Genomic DNA, 16867 nt, shown 5'->3' with positions numbered 1-16867 from the left:
GGCCAAGGCGATTGCGGCTGCCGCGCAGGCCGTTGCACTCACCAGGGCGATCCGTTGGACGGTATGGCTGATTCTCATGTCGTAACCTCGCTTTGTTGTGAAACATGCTCTGCAACAAAGAGTTTTAGACCAAACTGTGTGCGGTAGCTTGGCCCGAGATAGGTGTGACCTATGGGCTCTTGTGCATCGGCGCTCGGGCATTCATAGCGAGCGCACAGGCTGGCCATAGTGTTGGCCCATCACAGGCTCCGACAATCTGGATATGGTGAATGCCGTCGGCGTTCCGGGTCTGGAATCGCAGGCCCGGGAGTGGCCAATATCCCCGCGGAACGCTGATGCGCCGATCGCCGGGCGTGAGCGTTGGCGATGTGCGCTGCTGCTGGTCGTCACGGCAGCCGCTTGGTTGTACGGCCTCAGTAGAAACGGTTGGGCGAATGCCTACTACTCCGCGGCGGTACAGGCAGGCACCCAGAGTTGGAAGGCATTCCTTTTCGGGTCGGCGGACGGTGGCAACGCGATCACCGTTGATAAGCCCCCGGCCGCGTTGTGGCCCATGGAGATCTCGTCCCGGATCTTTGGCGTGAACACATGGGCCGTTCAAGTTCCTCAGGTTTTGTTGGGGGTCGCCTCGGTGGCGCTGCTGTATCTGATCGTGCGGAAACATTTTGGGCCGCCGGCGGGTTTGATCGCGGGTGCGGTACTAGCGCTGACACCGGTGGCCACGTTGATGTTTCGCTTCAACAACCCCGACGCGCTGCTGGTGTTTCTGCTCATCGCGGCGGTGTGGGCACTGCTGCGAGCGCTGCACGATGGGCAGACACGGTGGATCGTGTTGTGCGGCATCCTTATCGGATTTGGATTCCTCACCAAACAACTACAGGTCATGTTGATCGTGCCGACACTCGGGTTGACCTACCTCGCCTGCGGGCCGGCACGGTGGGGAAAACGGGCGGTGCAGTTGACGGCCGGGGTGGCGGCCATCGTCGTCGCGGCCGGCTGGTGGGTGCTGTTGGTAGAACTCACTCCGGCGGCGCATCGTCCCTATGTGGGAGGCTCTGCGGACAACAGCTTCCTGAACCTGACCTTTGGATACAACGGGCTTGACCGCCTGCGCGGCGGTGGTCTCGGGAATCTTCCGGCTCCGCCTTCCGGGATGGCCGGCCCGCCCCCATTCGGCGGTGACGTTGGCTGGACGCGGTTGTTCACCACCACGTCCGGAAGTCAGATCTCGTGGCTACTCCCGGCGGCGCTGGTTTTCTTTGTGGTGGGTCTGGTGCTGTGCAGAGGGGCCGGCCGTACCAGCGTCACGAGAGCGCATTACCTGCTGTGGGGTGGCTGGTTGCTCACCACGGGCGTCGTGTTCAGCTTCATGAGCGGGATCTATCACGACTATTACACCGTGGCGCTGGCGCCGGCTATTGCCGCGCTCACCGGCATCGGGGCGTCACAGTTGTGGCACCAGCGAGACAGGCACTGGATTACCTACATACTTGCCGTCACCGTTGCGGTCACCGGTCTCTGGGCGTGGGTCTTGTTGAGTCGCACACCAGATTTTGTGCCGGCATTGCGATGGATCATCCTGGTGTCCGGAATCGTGGCGGCATTGATCATGGTCTGGTGCGCGGTGCGACCCCTGGGTACCGGGCTTCGCCGAGGCCTCACCCGGGCCGCGGTGATCGGCGCGGTGGTGTCCGCCTGTGCCGGTCCGCTGGCCTACTCACTGCAGACGTTGGTCACGGCGCACACCGGCGGCATTGTCACGGCGGGGCCCACTGGCAACGGCATGCGCGGTCCGCAATCGTCTGGACCGGGCCCCGGGGGCATGCCGGCCGGCCCGCCCAATCAGCAACCCGTAACCACCAAACTTGTTGCCCAGCTGCTGGACAACGCGAGCGGCTATACCTGGGTGGCCGCTGCGAAGGGCTCGATGGACGCCGCTCCGTATCAACTGGCCACGGCTCGCCCGGTGCTGCCGCTCGGTGGATTCGCATCCGGTGATCCTTCGCCTACGCTCGACCAGTTCCAGCGGTACGTGGCGGAGCACCGTGTGCACTACTTCATCGCCCCTGTGCACGACGGGCCCCAGGGCTTGCCGGGAGCGGGCAGCGAGCGGGCCGAACCCACCGAGGCCGACAAGATCACCGAGTGGATTACCGCGGGATTCAGAGCCGTCGAGATCGACGGTGTGACTCTCTACGATTTGACCGCTCCGAAGTGAGCCGGACGGTTGCCTCATATCGCGCGAAATACGTTCTGAAGTGGTGCTTTCCGTATCTCGTCGCACCGTGACAGTCGCACAGCGTGCGCATAGTTATCACCTAGGGTGCTCATGAATTTCGCCGTTAACGTGCGTACTCGGTGGGTCGAGACGATTCATCAGACTGAGAAGGAGTGAAAGTGAACCTTAGAAAAGTGCTCAGCGGTGCCGTCTTGGTGAGCGGAATAGGTATTGGGGCCTTGGGCTTTGGTGTCGCCGCCGCCTCCGCGGAGCCGCCTCCGCCAATCCCGGGCCCCGGCGCTCCCGGCCCGGGTGTGCCTCCGCCTCCGGGCAACCCGGGTCCGGGTCTCCCTTTGCCTAACGGCCCCGGCCCGGCCGTCCCGCCACACCCGGGTGGGCCGCTCCTCCCTTAGGGGCAACCAGTGAGCGTGTGGCCGGTATCTCGGAAGCGATCTCGGCCACACGCTCGCCGCGCGGCGTGTCGACGGTGAGTGGGCACGACTACTAACGCAATAGGCTCGCATTAGATTGATGGGATGGGCGCTGACGAGACAAGCCAGGACATCCAGCGCCGACCGGGCGGGCGGTCCGCGCGCGTGCGTGGTGACGTACTGCAAGCGGCGCTGGAGGCGATGGCCGAGCGCGGCCCCGGCGGGTTCACGATCAGTGAGATCGCCAAGCGTGCGGGAGTGCATGCCACTTCGATCCAGCGGCGTTGGGGGACAATGGAAAATGTCATGCTGGATGCGCTGCTGTCGCGTAGTCAAGAGCTGCTGCCCGTGCCCGACACCGGAGCGCTACGGGGTGATCTGATCGCCTTCGCACGGCTTATCGCGGCCTATCTGGCTTCACCGCTGGGGCTGGCACTATCGCGGGCTATGGCGGTAGCCGAGGACGATGCGGAGCTGGCCGAGGGGCGTGCCAGCTTCTGGCGTGTTCGATACGACGCCGTGCGGGTGATGTTTGATCGCGCGGTACAGCGCGGCGAGCTGGTAGCCGATGTCGATCCGGAGGTGGTCCTCGAACTGTGTGTGGCACCGCTGCACTTCCGGGCGCTACTTGTGCGCCAACCCATCGAGGACGCTGTCCTGGAGCAGATGGTGGACACCCTTCTTCTTGGTGTGGCTGCCAGAAATCATTAAAGCAATAATATTGCTTTTGCTTGTCGCGTGTGGTTCTCTGATGATGCGGCGGCAGCCCCCTCCTGGCGGGCGGATGGAAGCCGGACCTCGATGGAGACTGACCATGGCCTCACTAAATCCCCAGGTAAAGCGTGTATTCGTGAGCGCGCTCGCACTGACCCGCTCTACGGAGTACGCGGCACGCAGTCTTGGCGTGGCGCCGTTCCTGCCCGCGTTGTTCGTGGATAGATTCACCCATCTCGGCGGTATTGCACCTTCGGTGTTCAGTGTCCAGCTGGATGCCTGTCGATCATTCGATGACGAACGGTGGGCGGCTCACTGGGAGGCGTTCGCCACCGAACATCTGGCCATTGCCGATATCGCACTGTCCTCGCTCGGTGCGCCGGCGGTGCGAGACCTGCTCGATGCGGCCGATGCGGACCGCACGCACCGGCTTGGCGAACTGCTCGCGCCCGCCGTGGAGATCCTTGCCGATCGGGGCGCGGTCGCGGCTCCGGACGCCGTGGGCGAGTTCTCCGCGCGGAAGCCCGAAGCGCGTGATGCCGCAATCGCTTTGGATGCGCTGATCAAAGCGATGGTGTACGAGTTCGCGGCCGCGTGGCCCGGATGGACTTCGCGCCGGCTACGGGCCTACGAGACCTCCCACCGTCTGTGTGAAGTGGTGCTCACCGCGCTCGCTCCGGCCATGGGTTTGACCGTCGAGACGGTGCGTATTCCCTGCGGCGGCAATGACCACGTTCGTGGCTACCTGATCGCACCGGAGGGTGCACGCCAACTGCCGACGGTTCTGATCACCAATGGGCTGGAAGGCTCGCTGGCGGAAACCACTCTGCCGCTGCTGAAGTACCGCACCGAGGATATGGCCTACTTCGTCATGGAGATGCCGGGCACGTACAACTACCGCCGTCCGCTGACGCCCCAATCCGAACGTGTGTATTCCGCGGTGATCGATTTCCTCGCGGCGGACCGCAGGGCGGACGCGGAAAGAATCGGGATGTTGGGCGTCAGCTTCGGTGCGTACTGGGCGACGCGGATGGCGGCGGTCGAGCCGCGGTTGCGCGTCGCCATCGCAAACGGTGCCCCAGCGGACCGAAGCCTTGCGCCGACGGGGGCGTTGGGCGTCCCCGAGATAATCGTGTCCACCATCCAGCGAACCGTCGGGGCGGACGGCCTGTTGGACATGATCGGCAAGATCAAGCAACTTTCATTGCGGGATCATCTGTCGCGCATAGGAATTCCGTTGCTGGTGCTCAACGGTGCCGACGACACCCTGGTCAGGGTCGAGGATTCAATCGACATCGCGACCTACGCGCCCGATGCGAAACTGGTGCTCTATGCGGACGACGACCACTGCGCCATGAAGAATGCGGAAGCGTGGTTTGATCTCGCGGTCCGGTTCCTGCGCGACGAGTTGGGCGCCACAGTGACGGCGTCTCATACGGGGCAATTTCGTTAGCGAAAGTTACTACTTTCGGCTGGGTCAAAAGATCGCGCACCAGAATGTATTGACCAAGATCGCCCTCAGGTGGTTAATTCAAACAGCAAAGTGACACGCCCCGGTATTCGTGCACGAGGGGTTCGGGGCGCTCACTTGCTAGGCCCGGGCGAATTCGCCCGCAGTGCTCCATGCTTCGCGCTCGAGGGCGTATGCCGTGCGCTGGTGGTCGCGGAAGTCACCTATTGACGTCGCATTGTGGGCAAGGAACGTCGAGTACTCCGCCATGGAAAACTCGCCGTCGGTGATCATGACCCCGCCGCTGCCGCGTCCGGTGGCCAACTCGTCCCGCAGCTCCAGAAGCTCCTCGGCACTCACCGGGTACCAGCTGATCTGGTCGAAGAACCGCAGCAGCCACGGCGTTCCGGGTTCGAACATGCCCGCGTTGTCGGGGTGCCGGTGGTTCCAGATCTGCACGGTGCGCCCCACCAATTGGTATCCGCCGGGGCCTTCCATGCCATAGATGCACAAGTAGGCCCCACCGATGCCGACGGCGTTCTCCGGGGTCCAGGTACGTGCCGGGTTGTACTTGGTGGTGACGAGCCGATGCCGGGGATCGACCGGGGTTGCCACGGGCGCGCCCAGATACACGTCACCCAGGCCGAGCACCAGATATGAGGCGTCGTAGACCGTGCGATACACGTCGTCTACGGTATCCAAACCATTTATGCGCCTGATGAATTCGATGTTCCACGGCATCCACGGTGCATCCGCGCGGACGCCCAGCCGGTATCGCTCCATGGCCTCGCGGGCCGACGGATCGTCCCAGGACAACGGCATGGCCACGCGGCGGCTCGGTACCACCAACTCGTCGGACGCAGGTAGATGCTCGTCGATATCGTCCAGTAGCCCCAGCACCTTGCCCATCGGCAGCCGATCGGGATCGAAATGTACCTGGAGCGATCGAATACCCGGCGTCAGGTCGACGATACCTTTGGTGTGGGTGTCCTCCAGTCGTTGATGCAACGCATGAACACGCGCACGCAACGCCAAATCCAGTGTGATGTCGCCATATTCGACCAGGATGTTGTCATCGCCGCTGCGACGGTATGTCATATCGGGCGCGTCGCCGCGGGCCGGGCGATAGGCCAGCACGCCGTCGTCGCCATCGCCACGGGTGGAGAACACCGAGGGCCAATGTCCACGCCGATCGATGCCGATCGATCGCAGTGAGGCACTCCGCGCGGCTTCGATCTTGACGAAACGCAGGGTATCGCCGGCGCGCAGCTGGCCCAGCTTCCAGCGGTCGGCCGACACCACGGTGACGGGGCAGACGAACCCACCCAGGCTGGGGCCGTCGGGGCCGAGCAGGATCGGGGTGTCGCCGGTGAAATCGAGAGTGCCGATCGAATACGCGTTGTCGTGGATGTTCGACGGATGCAGCCCAGCTTCGCCGCCGTCGGTGCGCGCCCACTGAGGTTTGGGGCCGATGAGTCGCACCCCGGTGCGATCGGAGTTGAAATGCACCTCGTAGTCGGTGGACAGCAGTTCGTCGATATCGCTGCGCGTGAAGAAGTCGGGCGCGCCGTGCGGTCCCTCGGTAACCGCGAGCTCCCAGCGATGGCCGATGGCAGGCTGTGCGGCACCGGGAATGCATTGCGGCTCAGCACCGTCGGACTTGCCCAGGGGGAGAACATCTCCGATGGCCAGCGCGCGGCCGGCCGGACCGCCGAATCCTCCGAGGGTGAAGGTCGCGGCGCTGCCCAGGAATCGAGGAACCTCGATGCCGCCGGCGATCAACACGTAGATCCGCATCCCGGTGTCTGCCGCGGCGCCCACGGCGAGCGTGCCCTCGGCGGGGACGGTGACGGCCCGCCATTGGGGGACCGGTCGGCCGTTGACGGTCACCAGTGCCGGTGCGCCGGTGACGCAGACCAGGGTCTCTTCGGTGAAATGCAATGTGGGGCCGGCAAGTGTCGCCTCCAGGCCCGCCGCACCCTCGGGGTTTCCGACGGCACGATTGCCCAGCCGGAACGACAGGTCGTCCATGGGGCCGGACGGAGGCACCCCCACCTGCCAGTACCCGGTGCGTCCCGGCCAGTCCTGCACCGTCGTCAACATGCCGGGGGCCGTGACCTTCACCGATGAGCCACCGAGGCCAAGGGGATCGGGCGTGATGCTCATGCGCTCTCCACCGTCATTCGCACCGGAGTGGGGTCGAAACCATTGCACGGATTGTTGATCTGTGGACAATTGGATACCAATACCAAGGTGTCGACCTCGGCGCGGAGTTTGATCTTCTTTCCGGGCGCCGAGAGGCCGTCGACGATGCCCAGGGTCCCATCCTCGTCAACCGGGACATTCATGTAGAAGTTGATGTTGGACACCAGGTCTCGCTTATCGAGTCCCCACTTGGCGCCTTCCAGCAGAAAGTTCTCCACGCAGGCATGCTGGTGCTTGGTCTGATGCCCGTAGCGCAGGGTGTTCGATTCTTGTGAGCATGCCCCACCGATGGTGTCGTGGCTGCCCACCTCATCCTCCACGATGGTCATCAGCGGGGTTCCGTCCTCGGCACGCAGCACGGTGCCGCTGCGCAGGAACAGGTTTGACTGCGCGGCGATGGTTGCCTGCGCCGAGTAGCGCACCCCGGTATCGGCGGCCGAGTACAGCAGGGTGTCGACGGCCTGATTGCCCTTCAGATCGATGATGGTCAGTACGTCACCGGCGGCGACAACGGCGCTCCACGGGGCGCGCGCGGGGACCACTTCATCCAATATCGTTTGTGTCACTGTGACTTTCCTGTCTCTGCGTCTTGGGCCGCGGCCCACGCGTCTTCGGTGTTGAGCACGGCGCGTTGATATTCCGGATCCGTGTTGGGCAGGTCGGCCAGCTCGGCCGGTGCGGGCCAGGCCAAGACCTGAACCGGACCGGTGTCGAAGGTGTCCGACGGATCTAGGGGGTGTGCGGTGTTGACCAGCAGGGCGATCACCGGAAGATGGATCAACAGATCCACTGCGGCTCCCGGGCCTGCAGTGCCGATGCTGTGCAGTGCGCCGTCAGCCTCCGCGCGGATCCCGTGGAAGAACGACACCGACGGGCCGATATCCCGCGGCGCCAGTCCGTGCTTGGCGGCGGCCAGTGTGAACAGCTCACGCCCGGCCGGACTTGCTGAATAGAGCTCGCCCGCACCGTATTTAGCGGCGTTGGCGGTCAATGTGCTGGGCCCGCAGAAGGTGTCATGATGCCCGGAGCTGTCAGCGACGATGGTGGCCAGTATCCGCCCCTGATCGGAAAGCAGCGGATGACCGGTGCCGAGATAGGCCTGCCACGGAACCTTGACGGTGTCGGCGACATTGAGCCGCTCCCACGGGGCGTCGGCTCGCAGCAGGACGATGCTGAGGCAGCCCGACCCGCTGACATCGGTGAGCCGCAGCCGGGTGCCGCGACCGAGCACCTTGGTGGCGTATCGGCCGCCGGGGATGGTCTCGGCCCAGATCAGGGTCGACGCGGGGATATCGCCAGGAGTCCAGGGCCAGTTGGAGGCGGGGAGCACCGGCATCGAGTCGGTGATCTGGCCGGCCTGTGAGCGGGCGTGATCCCGTGCTCCCTTGGTGGTAGCGGTGGTCATCAGGCGATCTCCTCGGTGGTCGAAGCCGCGCGCCGCGGGTAGGCGACCAGCCCGGCGATGAGCACCGCGGCGATGCAGATCGGGGCTATCCACACCAGGTAGGGGTGCTCGCCGGTGGGGTCGAATACCGCCGTGCGCGGCCACGACAAGTTGAGGACCATGAATGCGCCGTAGCCGACGGCAAGGATGTTGACCGGGAGCCCGAACCGCCCGAGCGAAAAGAGCTTTCGCCCGTCGGCATCCGTCTGATCCTTGTTGCCGTCCCACTTGCTTCCGCCGATACCCAAGCGGCGCAGCAGTAGTGGCGTGGTGACCATCAGATAGGCCAGGTAGATCAGGGCGATGCAGACGCTGCACAGGCTGGTGAACAGTGCGGCGTTGCCGAAGTTGACCGCCAGGATCAGCACACAGCTGACGCCGACGACGACGGCCGGTGCGATCGGTGTACCGGTGCGTGGGTTCACGTGTGACAGCACGGCGGAGAATGGCAGCTTGCCGTCGCGGGCCATCGAGAACATCAACCGCGAGGCGGCGGTCTGAATGGCGAGAGTGCAGACGAACACCGCGATCGCGACATCGATGAGTAGCAGAGTGCCGAACGGGGACGCCAGCTTGCTGTCCAATACATAGGGAAGGCCTCCGGTGGCGAGCTGGCCGTCGGTCAGGCTGGGGGCGGCCATCAGTGCACCCAGGATCATCAGCGCACCACCGATCGCCGATACCACGATTGCGGAGAGGATGGTCCGCGGCGCGACTCTGCGCGGGTTGCGGGTCTCCTCGGCGAGTTCACTCGCCGACCCGAATCCGACGAGCACGTACGCGGCCATGAGGCCGGCGGCCAGGAACGCCCACGGATACCCGCTGCCCGCGTCGCCGGTGTGCAACACGACGCTCGGTCCGCGCTCGGCATGCCAGAACAGCATGCCGACCACGGCGACCACGCCGATGATTTCGCACGTGACGCCGATCGAGTTGATGCGGGACATCCAGTTGACGCCGACGGCGTTGATGGCGGTGGTGGCGACCAACAGCAGCGATCCCAACAACACGGCGTTCGATGCGCCGCTGACGCTCGTCAACGAGGAATCGGTGCCGATGAGCTGAAATCCACTCCATACCGTCGGCAGGACCACCTGCAGGGCGATCGCCGCCGCCGAGGCGGTCACGATCTGGGCGATGATCATGAACCAACCGGCGAACCAGCCCACCACGGCGCCGCCGAGGCGACGGGCCCATTGGTAGATGGCACCCGAAATCGGATAACGCGCGGCAAGCTCGGCGAAGTTCAGCGCCACCATGTACTGCCCGGCGAAGACGATCGGCCAGGTCCAGAAGAAGGCCGGACCCCCGAAGCTGAAGCCGAAGGCGAACAGCTGGAAGATCGTCGTGAGGATCGAGACGAACGAGAAGCCCGCCGCGAAGGAAGCGAATTTGCCGAGACTGCGATGCAGCTGGGGTTTGTAGCCGAAAGCAGCAAGGTCGTCGGAGTCGGATCCGGCGCTGATCGCTGCGGACCGCCCCGCGGTCTCGGTGGCCGTTGTGGCATTCATGGGCACTCCAGATAGGTCCTCGGGCAACGCCTTCTGTGCCCTGTGTGTCGTCAAAAACCCACTTCTATGTGGGGAGAAATATCTGTCAGGCGATAGGTAAATAAGTTTGACGGGCGACCGGTACGTGTGGGTGACAGTGCCGTTTCGGAACTGGTGTGCGGTGTAACATTGTCGTTGCGCAGATGTCGGAGCGATGACGAAACGCTCACCAAGTAGTGGCATAGGGACGTTGCCGAGGAATACATGGAAGGGTCGGCACAATGTCAGGGCGACCGCGGCGTATCAGTCCCATTCGTGAGGGGAACACCACTCGCGACGAGATCCTCGATGCCTCGGCCGAGCTGTTCACCACCGATGGGTTCGCCGCAACCACCACCCGCCGCATCGCCGAGTCGGTGGGTATCCAGCAGGCCTCGCTGTATTACCACTTCAAGACCAAGGACGACATCCTCGATGCGCTGCTGGCGATGACCATCGACCAGCCGCTGCACTACGCGGCCCTGATCGCCGATCGATCCGAGCCGCCGGTGGTACGCCTGTACGCCCTGGCGCTCGCCGACGCCGCTCAGCTCGCCGCGAGTCGATGGAACCTGGGTGCTCTCTATCTATTGCCGGATCTACGCGCGGATCGGTTCTTGGTGTTCCGGCGCAAGCGTGACCAGCTGCGCATGCACTATCAGGATCTGGCGGCTGCTGCCTGCCGCGCTGACATGGTCCGCGACGGGGTGGAGCGCTTGCCCTTCCGGCTCGTGGAGTCGGTGATTATGCTGCGTGCGGACGGGGATTCGATAGCGCCGGAGGCGCTGGCCGACGCCACCTTGCGCGTCGTGGGGGTCACCGGGGATGCTGGAGAGATCGAGGGGGCTGCCAGGGTGCTATTGGGGCAGCTGGAGTGGCTGGTAGCCATTCCTAAGAGGTAGACACAGCACGCCGTGCTAGGGTGCCGTCCAGTGCAAGGTAGCCGATGTTGATGGGAATTAGGTGCTCCAATAAATGTCCGATCTGAAGCCGTACTACGAGGAATCTCAGTCCATCTACGACATTTCGGACGAATTCTACGGACTTTTCCTTGACGAAGAAACGATGGGCTATACGTGCGCGTACTTTGAGCGCGATGATTTGACGCTCGCCGAAGCCCAGTTCGCCAAGTTCGACCTCGCGCTCGGCAAGCTCAACCTTGAGCCCGGGATGACCCTGCTGGACATCGGCTGTGGCTGGGGCGCTTGCCTGGAGCGCGCGATGCGTAAATTCGACGTCAACGTTGTCGGCATCACGCTGAGTAAGAATCAGAGTGAATACAGCCGCAAGCGTCTGGCGCAGGTCGCCGCGGAGACCGGTCGTACCGCGGAAATTCGCATGCAGGGTTGGGAAGAATTCAACGACAAGGTCGATCGAATTGTCACGATCGGTGCATTCGAGGCATTTAAGCAAGAGCGGTACCCGATCTTCTTTGAACGGGCATATGACATTCTTCCGAATGATGGCCGCATGTTGCTGCATACAATTCTTGCGCATACACAGCAGTTCTTCCGTGAAAATGGAATTGCTATAACCATTAGCGACCTCAAATTCATGAAGTTCATCGGCGAGGAGATCTTCCCCGGTGGTCAGTTGCCGGCTGTCGAGGACATTGAGCAGCTTGCTGCCGGTTCCGGATTCAACCTGGAGCGTGTGCATTTGCTGCAGCCGCACTATGCGAAGACGCTGGATATCTGGGCGCGGAATCTCGAAGAGCGTCGTGAGGAAGCGATCGCGATTCAGTCGCAGGAAGTTTACGACCGCTTCATGAGGTACCTGACCGGTTGCGCGGATTTCTTCCGCCGCGGTGTCACCAACGTCGGGCAGTTCACCCTCGTCAAATAACGAGACTTAACAGGTCAACGCCGTCTCACGCTTGCGCGAGGCGGCGTTTCTGTTCCTCAATATCGAAATCGGCTGGTGGCCACGACAGATTTAGTCCATCCAGTGTTTCATCGAGAAGTGCGGTGACCGCGAGCCTGCTGAACCACTTGCGGTCACACGGGATGACGTGCCACGGCGCGTAGTCGGTGCTCGTCTTTTCCAACACCGCCTGATACGCGTCCTGGTACGCGGGCCAGAAGGCGCGCTCGTCGATGTCGTTGGGATTGAACTTCCAGTACTTGTCCGGGCGGTCCAGCCGTTCGGCGAGGCGCTGCTTCTGCTCGTCGAGCGATACCACCAGGGCGACCTTGAGCAGGGTGGTGCCGGCCTCGGTCAGTTCCTTCTCGAAAGCGTTGATCTCTTCGTAGCGTGCGCCCCAGACCTCTGGCGCCACCAGATTGTGCACCCGCACCACGAGGACGTCTTCATAGTGTGAACGGTCGAAGACGCCGAGCTGTCCGCCCGCGGGCAACGCATTGCGGATGCGCCACAGATAGTGGTGCTTGCGCTCCTCCTCGGTGGGCACGCCGAAGCTGGCATGCTCTATTCCCTGTGGATCTACCTGTCCGACAACATGTTTGACTATTCCGCCCTTGCCGGAGGTGTCCATTCCCTGCAGCACCAGTAGCACGGAGCGGCGGTCTCCGCTGCGCCCGTTCGCATAGAGCATCTCCTGTAGGAGTCCCAGGCGTTCGGAGAGCTCGGCCTGCAGTGCTTCGCCGTCCTCGCGCGATCCGTCGAATCCGGGCGTGGCGCGGGGATCGACGTCGGCGAATTTCAGGCCGGGTCGGTAGCGCAGCGTGGACGTATCGATCCTGAGGGTCATGCTCTGTGACCCTAGTGAGGTCGGGTCAGGCCGAGTGGGTCTGACGCGTTTGTAGCGCGGGAGGAACCGGCGACGGGTGCGGCATTCCGACGAACATCTCGCGTGAGCCGCCCACACCCACGATGCCTAGCACCGCATTCCAGGAGATCATCGTCAAGTAGTCGATGAGCTCATCGGAGCTCATCCGCGGGTGCGACATCCACGAGTGGGTAGCAAGCTGGACGCCGCCCACGATCATGTACGCCCACGGTTCCACGCCGTGGGTGTCCATGGATGCTTCGGACATCTGGCGGCGCAGTGACAGGGCGAGCATGCGGGCGATGATGCGTTCGGAATCGGCGATCGCCTTGCTGCGGCTGGTGGAGCTGTTGGCCATGACGAAGGGATAGATCTCCGGCTCGGCGGCCACGGTCTCGACGTACACTTTGATGGCGGTCCGGGTGAGGTCGTAGCCGTCGAGGCGGGCCGACAGCGCCATGGCCATCTTGGGGATGAGGGTGGTCTGTGCGAACCGGGTCATCACGGCGGTGGTCAGATCGTTCTTGTCGACGAAGTACCGGTAGAGCACCGTCTTGGAGACGCCGATATCAGAGGCGATCTCATCCATGCTGATATCGCGCCCCCGGTGCCTGATTGCATCGAGGGTGCCGTCCACGAGTTCGGTTCGTCGTTCGACCTTGTGCTTATGCCAGCGGCGCTTGCGACCATCAGTCTTGATAGCCGCAGGCTGCGTTTTACTTGCCACGGTTATCGCCACATTCCCTTAGTTATCTGTAACCGATACTACTGGACGGGGCCCTCGGAGGTGCGTAATGCGCGCCATGGCGGATGATGGAGTCGTGGCAGGCAAGCACACCGATCAGCCGCGTACGCGGAAAGCATCCGGCGGCGTCTTCGCGATGGCCAATTCGGCCGTCGACGAGGAGCGGCGGAAGCAGCTTCGCCGAATGAAAGCCGTGGCCACAGGGTTCCTGATCGGCGCCACGGTGCTGTTCCTGGCATGCCGTTGGTGGCAGTCCATCGGCGCACCGGTCTGGGTAGGTTATGTCGGAGCGGCCGCCGAGGCGGGTATGGTCGGCGCGCTTGCAGACTGGTTTGCTGTAACCGCCTTGTTCCGGCATCCGCTTGGGCTAAAGATTCCGCATACAGCGATCATCAAGCGTAAGAAGGATCAGCTGGGCGAGGGGCTCGGGAACTTCGTCCGGGAGAACTTCATGTCGCCCGCCGTCATCGCCGCCAAGGTGCGGGATGCGCAGATCGCGGGCCGGCTGGGCAAGTGGCTGAGCGACCGGTCGCATGCGGAGCGGGTGGCGGCGGAGGCGTCCACGGTGCTTCGGGTGGGCGCACAGATGCTGCGCGACGAGGACGTGCAACAAGCCATCGACAGCGTGATCGTGCGCAGGATCGCCGAGCCGAAATGGGGCCCACCGGTCGGCAGGGTGTTGTCGACAGTGCTCAAGGAGGACCGGCATGCGCCGGTGATCCAGCTGCTGTGCGACCGGGCCTTTGAATGGGCGCTGGGTGCCAGCGACACCATTGACCGAGTGGTGGTGCGTGACTCACCCAGCTGGACACCCAAGTTCGTCGACCATTTCGTCGGTGACCGCATCTATCGCGAGTTGGTGGATTTCACCGACAAGGTGCGCCGCAATCCCGACCATGATCTGCGGCAATCCGTGAACCGGCTGCTCTACGAGTTCGCCGATGATCTGCAGCACGACGATCTGACCATCGCTAAAGCCGAAGCGGTCAAGGCCCGCTTGATGGCGCGCGAGGAAGTGCAGAACGCAGCGGCCACGGCGTGGTCGGCGGCGAAGAAGATGATCACCGAATCAGTGGACGATCCGTCGAGCGAGCTACGTACGCGGATCGCCGACACCGTCGTGCGGATCGGGGAGACGCTGCGCGATGACGCCACCGTGCGCGACAAGGTGGACGGTTGGATAGAGCGCGCCGCGCGTCATCTCGTCGATCAGTACGGCGCAGAAATCACAGCAGTTATCACCGAGACCATCGAGCGTTGGGACGCCGACGAGGCCAGTCGCCGGATCGAGCTGCATGTCGGCCGTGACCTGCAATTCATTCGTATCAACGGCACGGTGGTGGGTTCGCTGGCAGGTCTGGTGATCTACACCGTCGCGCAGCTGCTCTTCTAAAAAGGCCCTGACCCGGCTATTCCCGCGCGAGAGTGACGTGGAACACATTGCTAACAGTAGTGCTTGCAATAGCTAGCACTACTGGCTTACCGTGGTTCTTATGTCGCAGGAATCAGACCTCGCCACCGCTGTGAGCAACGCCGCTTCCGATATCGGAGGCTTTATTCGGGCCCAGCGTGAGGCCGCCCAGGTCTCCGTGCGTCAGTTGGCCGAGAAGGCCGGAGTAAGCAACCCGTACCTCAGCCAGATCGAACGCGGACTGCGCCGTCCGTCGGCGGAGGTTCTCAATCAAATTGCAAAGGCGCTAAGGGTTTCGGCGGAGGTGTTGTACGTGCGTGCCGGCATTTTGGATCGTAGTGATGCCAGCCCGGTGCGGGACGCCATCATTGCCGATACCGTCATCACAGAGCGGCAGAAGCAAGTGTTGTTGGACGTATACAGCTCGTTCGTCCAGCAAAATGCCGAAGCCCAGTCGGACGTGGCTGAGTCCGACCCCGAATCTTCTGGCGACAACTGAATAACTTTCCCCATCCCCGAAAGGAATCTGGCATGACCAAGAAGAACGCCTCGTTCGACGACCTGAAAACCCCGTTCTACGTAGCCGTCGGCGCCGGTGACCTGGCCTTGGCCGCAGTTGCCGATGTCGTCGTCAAGCTGCGCGAGCGCGCCGAGGAGGCCGCCTCTGAGGCCGGTGCGCGCGTGGACGAGACCCGTGACCGGCTGCGTGAGCTTTCGGCCGAGCTGCCGACGGACGTCAACGAGCTGCGCGACCGGTTCACCCCGGAGGAGCTGCGCAAGGTGGCCGAGGCCTACCTGCAGGTGGCCACCGACATCTACAACAACCTGGCCGAGCGTGGCGAAGAGGCCATTGAGCGCATCCGCAGCACCCCCGGTATCGAGGAGAACGTGACCCGCGCCGAGGGTCTGGTCGGCAACTACGCCGAGCTGACCGAGCAGGCGCTGGGCACCGTGGCGAGCCAGACTCGCGCCGTCGGCGAGCGTGCCGCCAAGCTGGTGGGCATCGACCTGTCGGGCAAGGCCGCTCCGGCCGCGAAGGCCCCCGCGAAGAAGGCTGCTCCGGCCAAGAAGGCCGCGCCCGCCAAGAAGGCCGCAGCCCCGGCCAAGGCTCCGGCCAAGAAGGCCGCTCCGGCCAAGAAGGCTCCGGCCAAGAAGGCGGCCGCGACCCGCACCGTCACCCAGAAGTAGGCAGTTCCAGCTCTGACGGCCACCCGATCAGCCACGTAGGCTGATCGGGTGGCCTTTTCTTTTCATGTCTTCGCGCTGCTCTCGCTCATCGCCCTGATCGCGGCGATCGTTGCGCTGGTTCATGCTGCGATCCAGCCGGCGGATGCGTTTGTGGCGGCGGAGAAGCAGACCAAGACCACGTGGGTAGTCATTCTCGCCGGAGCTGCCGTGCTCACCCTGATTCCGGGGTTGGAGCTGATGACGGCGGGAATTGCCGCGGTCGCGGCCGGGGTGTACTTCGTCGACGTTCGTCCGCGCGTGCTCGAGGTGCAGGGTAAGTCGCGATGATGAGCCTCGTGCGCGAAGAGCGTTGACACTATTGCACCGAGTCGTGGCGCTGATCGGCTCGATGGCCGCGCTGCTGGTGATGAATACGGCGCCCGCGGCAGCCGTGGGGCCCGTCCTTATTGACCATGTGTCATGGGGCGCAACATCTTTGGGGCGGACACTGCGGATCTATCCGACGGTGCTGGGGCGCACCTATGACAAGCCCGACGGGGCGGATGTCGCCTGGGTCGAGGTCGTCGCGCTGGCTCCCGATGCGCAGACGCCGGGCATGCGGATGCAGTTCGATTGCCATTGGTACGGGCGGGTGTTCATCCCCGACAAGCCCAGCTGGAATCTGGAGCCGTGGCGGCCGCAGGTGGACGAGGGGCTGATGGCGGCCTCGCGGTGCAACCCGGGCGGTCCCGAGGTCTAGGGAGCCGATCTATCCGGCTTCGGGGCGGCATTCCCGGATGTGAGTGACGATCCGCGGCATCTCGC

At 63.6% G+C, this 16867-nt stretch carries 16 protein-coding genes; 10 read left to right on the top strand and 6 right to left on the bottom strand.

The genetic code is table 11. The annotated features are described in order from the left end of the window. Positions 1-262: 262 nt before the first annotated feature. The 3 genes from B4393_RS05980 to B4393_RS05965 all read left to right on the top strand — a co-directional run bounded on the left by B4393_RS05980 (position 263) and on the right by B4393_RS05965 (position 4816). Complete coding sequence (locus tag B4393_RS05980) at positions 263-2218, top strand: ArnT family glycosyltransferase (protein ID WP_078333316.1); 1956 nt, start codon at positions 263-265, stop codon at positions 2216-2218. Positions 2219-2754: 536 nt separating this feature from the next. Next, positions 2755-3360: a TetR/AcrR family transcriptional regulator gene (locus B4393_RS05970; protein WP_078333315.1), complete on the top strand. Its 606-nt coding sequence runs from the start codon at positions 2755-2757 to the stop codon at positions 3358-3360. 139 nt (positions 3361-3499) lie between these two features. Then, positions 3500-4816: an alpha/beta hydrolase family protein gene (locus tag B4393_RS05965; protein WP_236743113.1), complete on the top strand. Its 1317-nt coding sequence runs from the start codon at positions 3500-3502 to the stop codon at positions 4814-4816. Positions 4817-4954: 138 nt separating this feature from the next. Here B4393_RS05965 and B4393_RS05960 read toward each other — a convergent pair whose 3' ends face one another. The 4 genes from B4393_RS05960 to B4393_RS05945 are packed head-to-tail and all read right to left on the bottom strand — an operon-like array spanning position 4955 to position 9973. Continuing rightward, positions 4955-6937, bottom strand: coding sequence for a 5-oxoprolinase/urea amidolyase family protein (locus B4393_RS05960; protein WP_078333364.1), 1983 nt, complete (start codon positions 6935-6937; stop codon positions 4955-4957). A 38-nt stretch (positions 6938-6975) separates the two neighbouring features. Next, a complete protein-coding gene (locus B4393_RS05955; RefSeq protein WP_078333313.1) occupies positions 6976-7584 on the bottom strand; it encodes an urea amidolyase associated protein UAAP2 in 609 nt (202 codons plus the stop codon). Further along, entirely contained in the window at positions 7581-8423 is an 843-nt protein-coding gene (locus B4393_RS05950; protein ID WP_078333312.1) for an urea amidolyase associated protein UAAP1, read from the bottom strand. Before B4393_RS05950 ends, B4393_RS05955 begins: the two co-directional genes overlap by 4 nt. Continuing rightward, positions 8423-9973: an amino acid permease gene (locus B4393_RS05945; RefSeq protein ID WP_078333311.1), complete on the bottom strand. Its 1551-nt coding sequence runs from the start codon at positions 9971-9973 to the stop codon at positions 8423-8425. The genes B4393_RS05950 and B4393_RS05945 overlap by 1 nt, the downstream gene beginning before the upstream one ends. Before the next feature lie 260 nt (positions 9974-10233). Here B4393_RS05945 and B4393_RS05940 point away from each other — a divergent pair, with 260 nt between their 5' ends. Together B4393_RS05940 and B4393_RS05935 are read left to right on the top strand one after the other, a co-directional pair. Next, positions 10234-10893 carry a helix-turn-helix domain-containing protein gene (locus B4393_RS05940; protein WP_078333310.1) on the top strand — a complete coding sequence of 220 codons (660 nt, stop codon included), beginning with the start codon at positions 10234-10236 and terminating at the stop codon, positions 10891-10893. Positions 10894-10966: 73 nt separating this feature from the next. After that, the gene (locus B4393_RS05935) at positions 10967-11836 is read left to right on the top strand and encodes a cyclopropane mycolic acid synthase family methyltransferase (RefSeq protein WP_070938308.1); all 870 of its coding nucleotides are present in this window, start codon (positions 10967-10969) and stop codon (positions 11834-11836) included. A 25-nt stretch (positions 11837-11861) separates the two neighbouring features. On the opposite strand, the gene B4393_RS05930 is transcribed toward B4393_RS05935, so the two are convergent. Together B4393_RS05930 and B4393_RS05925 are read right to left on the bottom strand one after the other, a co-directional pair. Beyond that, the gene (locus tag B4393_RS05930; protein ID WP_078333309.1) at positions 11862-12701 is read right to left on the bottom strand and encodes a polyphosphate kinase 2 family protein; all 840 of its coding nucleotides are present in this window, start codon (positions 12699-12701) and stop codon (positions 11862-11864) included. Between the two features lie 25 nt (positions 12702-12726). Further along, positions 12727-13446 (bottom strand): TetR/AcrR family transcriptional regulator, encoded by a 720-nt coding sequence (locus tag B4393_RS05925; protein ID WP_078282295.1) that lies wholly within the window; start codon positions 13444-13446, stop codon positions 12727-12729. A 67-nt stretch (positions 13447-13513) separates the two neighbouring features. On the opposite strand from B4393_RS05925, the gene B4393_RS05920 reads away from it, so the two are divergent. The 5 genes from B4393_RS05920 to B4393_RS05900 all read left to right on the top strand — a co-directional run bounded on the left by B4393_RS05920 (position 13514) and on the right by B4393_RS05900 (position 16802). Beyond that, complete coding sequence (locus B4393_RS05920) at positions 13514-14857, top strand: DUF445 domain-containing protein (protein ID WP_078333308.1); 1344 nt, start codon at positions 13514-13516, stop codon at positions 14855-14857. Positions 14858-14957: 100 nt separating this feature from the next. Beyond that, the gene (locus B4393_RS05915) at positions 14958-15374 is read left to right on the top strand and encodes a helix-turn-helix domain-containing protein (RefSeq protein ID WP_070938312.1); all 417 of its coding nucleotides are present in this window, start codon (positions 14958-14960) and stop codon (positions 15372-15374) included. Positions 15375-15406: 32 nt separating this feature from the next. Beyond that, positions 15407-16063, top strand: a complete 657-nt coding sequence (locus tag B4393_RS05910) for a heparin-binding hemagglutinin (protein ID WP_078333307.1) — start codon at positions 15407-15409, stop codon at positions 16061-16063. Between the two features lie 48 nt (positions 16064-16111). Further along, the gene (locus B4393_RS05905) at positions 16112-16390 is read left to right on the top strand and encodes a DUF2516 family protein (protein ID WP_078282293.1); all 279 of its coding nucleotides are present in this window, start codon (positions 16112-16114) and stop codon (positions 16388-16390) included. Between the two features lie 61 nt (positions 16391-16451). Beyond that, the gene (locus B4393_RS05900; RefSeq protein ID WP_078333363.1) at positions 16452-16802 is read left to right on the top strand and encodes a DUF2599 domain-containing protein; all 351 of its coding nucleotides are present in this window, start codon (positions 16452-16454) and stop codon (positions 16800-16802) included. The last annotated feature ends 65 nt before the right edge of the window (positions 16803-16867 follow it).

The organism is Mycobacteroides franklinii, assembly GCF_002013895.1.
GTDB classification, from domain to species: Bacteria; Actinomycetota; Actinomycetes; order Mycobacteriales; family Mycobacteriaceae; genus Mycobacterium; species Mycobacterium franklinii.
This window is presented reverse-complemented; position numbering and strand designations above follow the sequence as displayed.

What these genes read in the sequence shown, in the direction of transcription:
- B4393_RS05980 (WP_078333316.1), top strand. Translation starts at nt 263, where the DNA reads ATGGTGAATGCCGTCGGCGTTCCGGGTCTGGAATCGCAGGCCCGGGAG.
- B4393_RS05970 (WP_078333315.1), top strand. Translation starts at nt 2,755, where the DNA reads ATGGGCGCTGACGAGACAAGCCAGGACATCCAGCGCCGACCGGGCGGG.
- B4393_RS05950 (WP_078333312.1), bottom strand. Translation starts at nt 8,423, where the DNA reads ATGACCACCGCTACCACCAAGGGAGCACGGGATCACGCCCGCTCACAG.
- B4393_RS05945 (WP_078333311.1), bottom strand. Translation starts at nt 9,973, where the DNA reads ATGAATGCCACAACGGCCACCGAGACCGCGGGGCGGTCCGCAGCGATC.
- B4393_RS05940 (WP_078333310.1), top strand. Translation starts at nt 10,234, where the DNA reads ATGTCAGGGCGACCGCGGCGTATCAGTCCCATTCGTGAGGGGAACACC.
- B4393_RS05935 (WP_070938308.1), top strand. Translation starts at nt 10,967, where the DNA reads ATGTCCGATCTGAAGCCGTACTACGAGGAATCTCAGTCCATCTACGAC.
- B4393_RS05930 (WP_078333309.1), bottom strand. Translation starts at nt 12,701, where the DNA reads ATGACCCTCAGGATCGATACGTCCACGCTGCGCTACCGACCCGGCCTG.
- B4393_RS05920 (WP_078333308.1), top strand. Translation starts at nt 13,514, where the DNA reads ATGCGCGCCATGGCGGATGATGGAGTCGTGGCAGGCAAGCACACCGAT.
- B4393_RS05915 (WP_070938312.1), top strand. Translation starts at nt 14,958, where the DNA reads ATGTCGCAGGAATCAGACCTCGCCACCGCTGTGAGCAACGCCGCTTCC.
- B4393_RS05910 (WP_078333307.1), top strand. Translation starts at nt 15,407, where the DNA reads ATGACCAAGAAGAACGCCTCGTTCGACGACCTGAAAACCCCGTTCTAC.
- B4393_RS05900 (WP_078333363.1), top strand. Translation starts at nt 16,452, where the DNA reads ATGGCCGCGCTGCTGGTGATGAATACGGCGCCCGCGGCAGCCGTGGGG.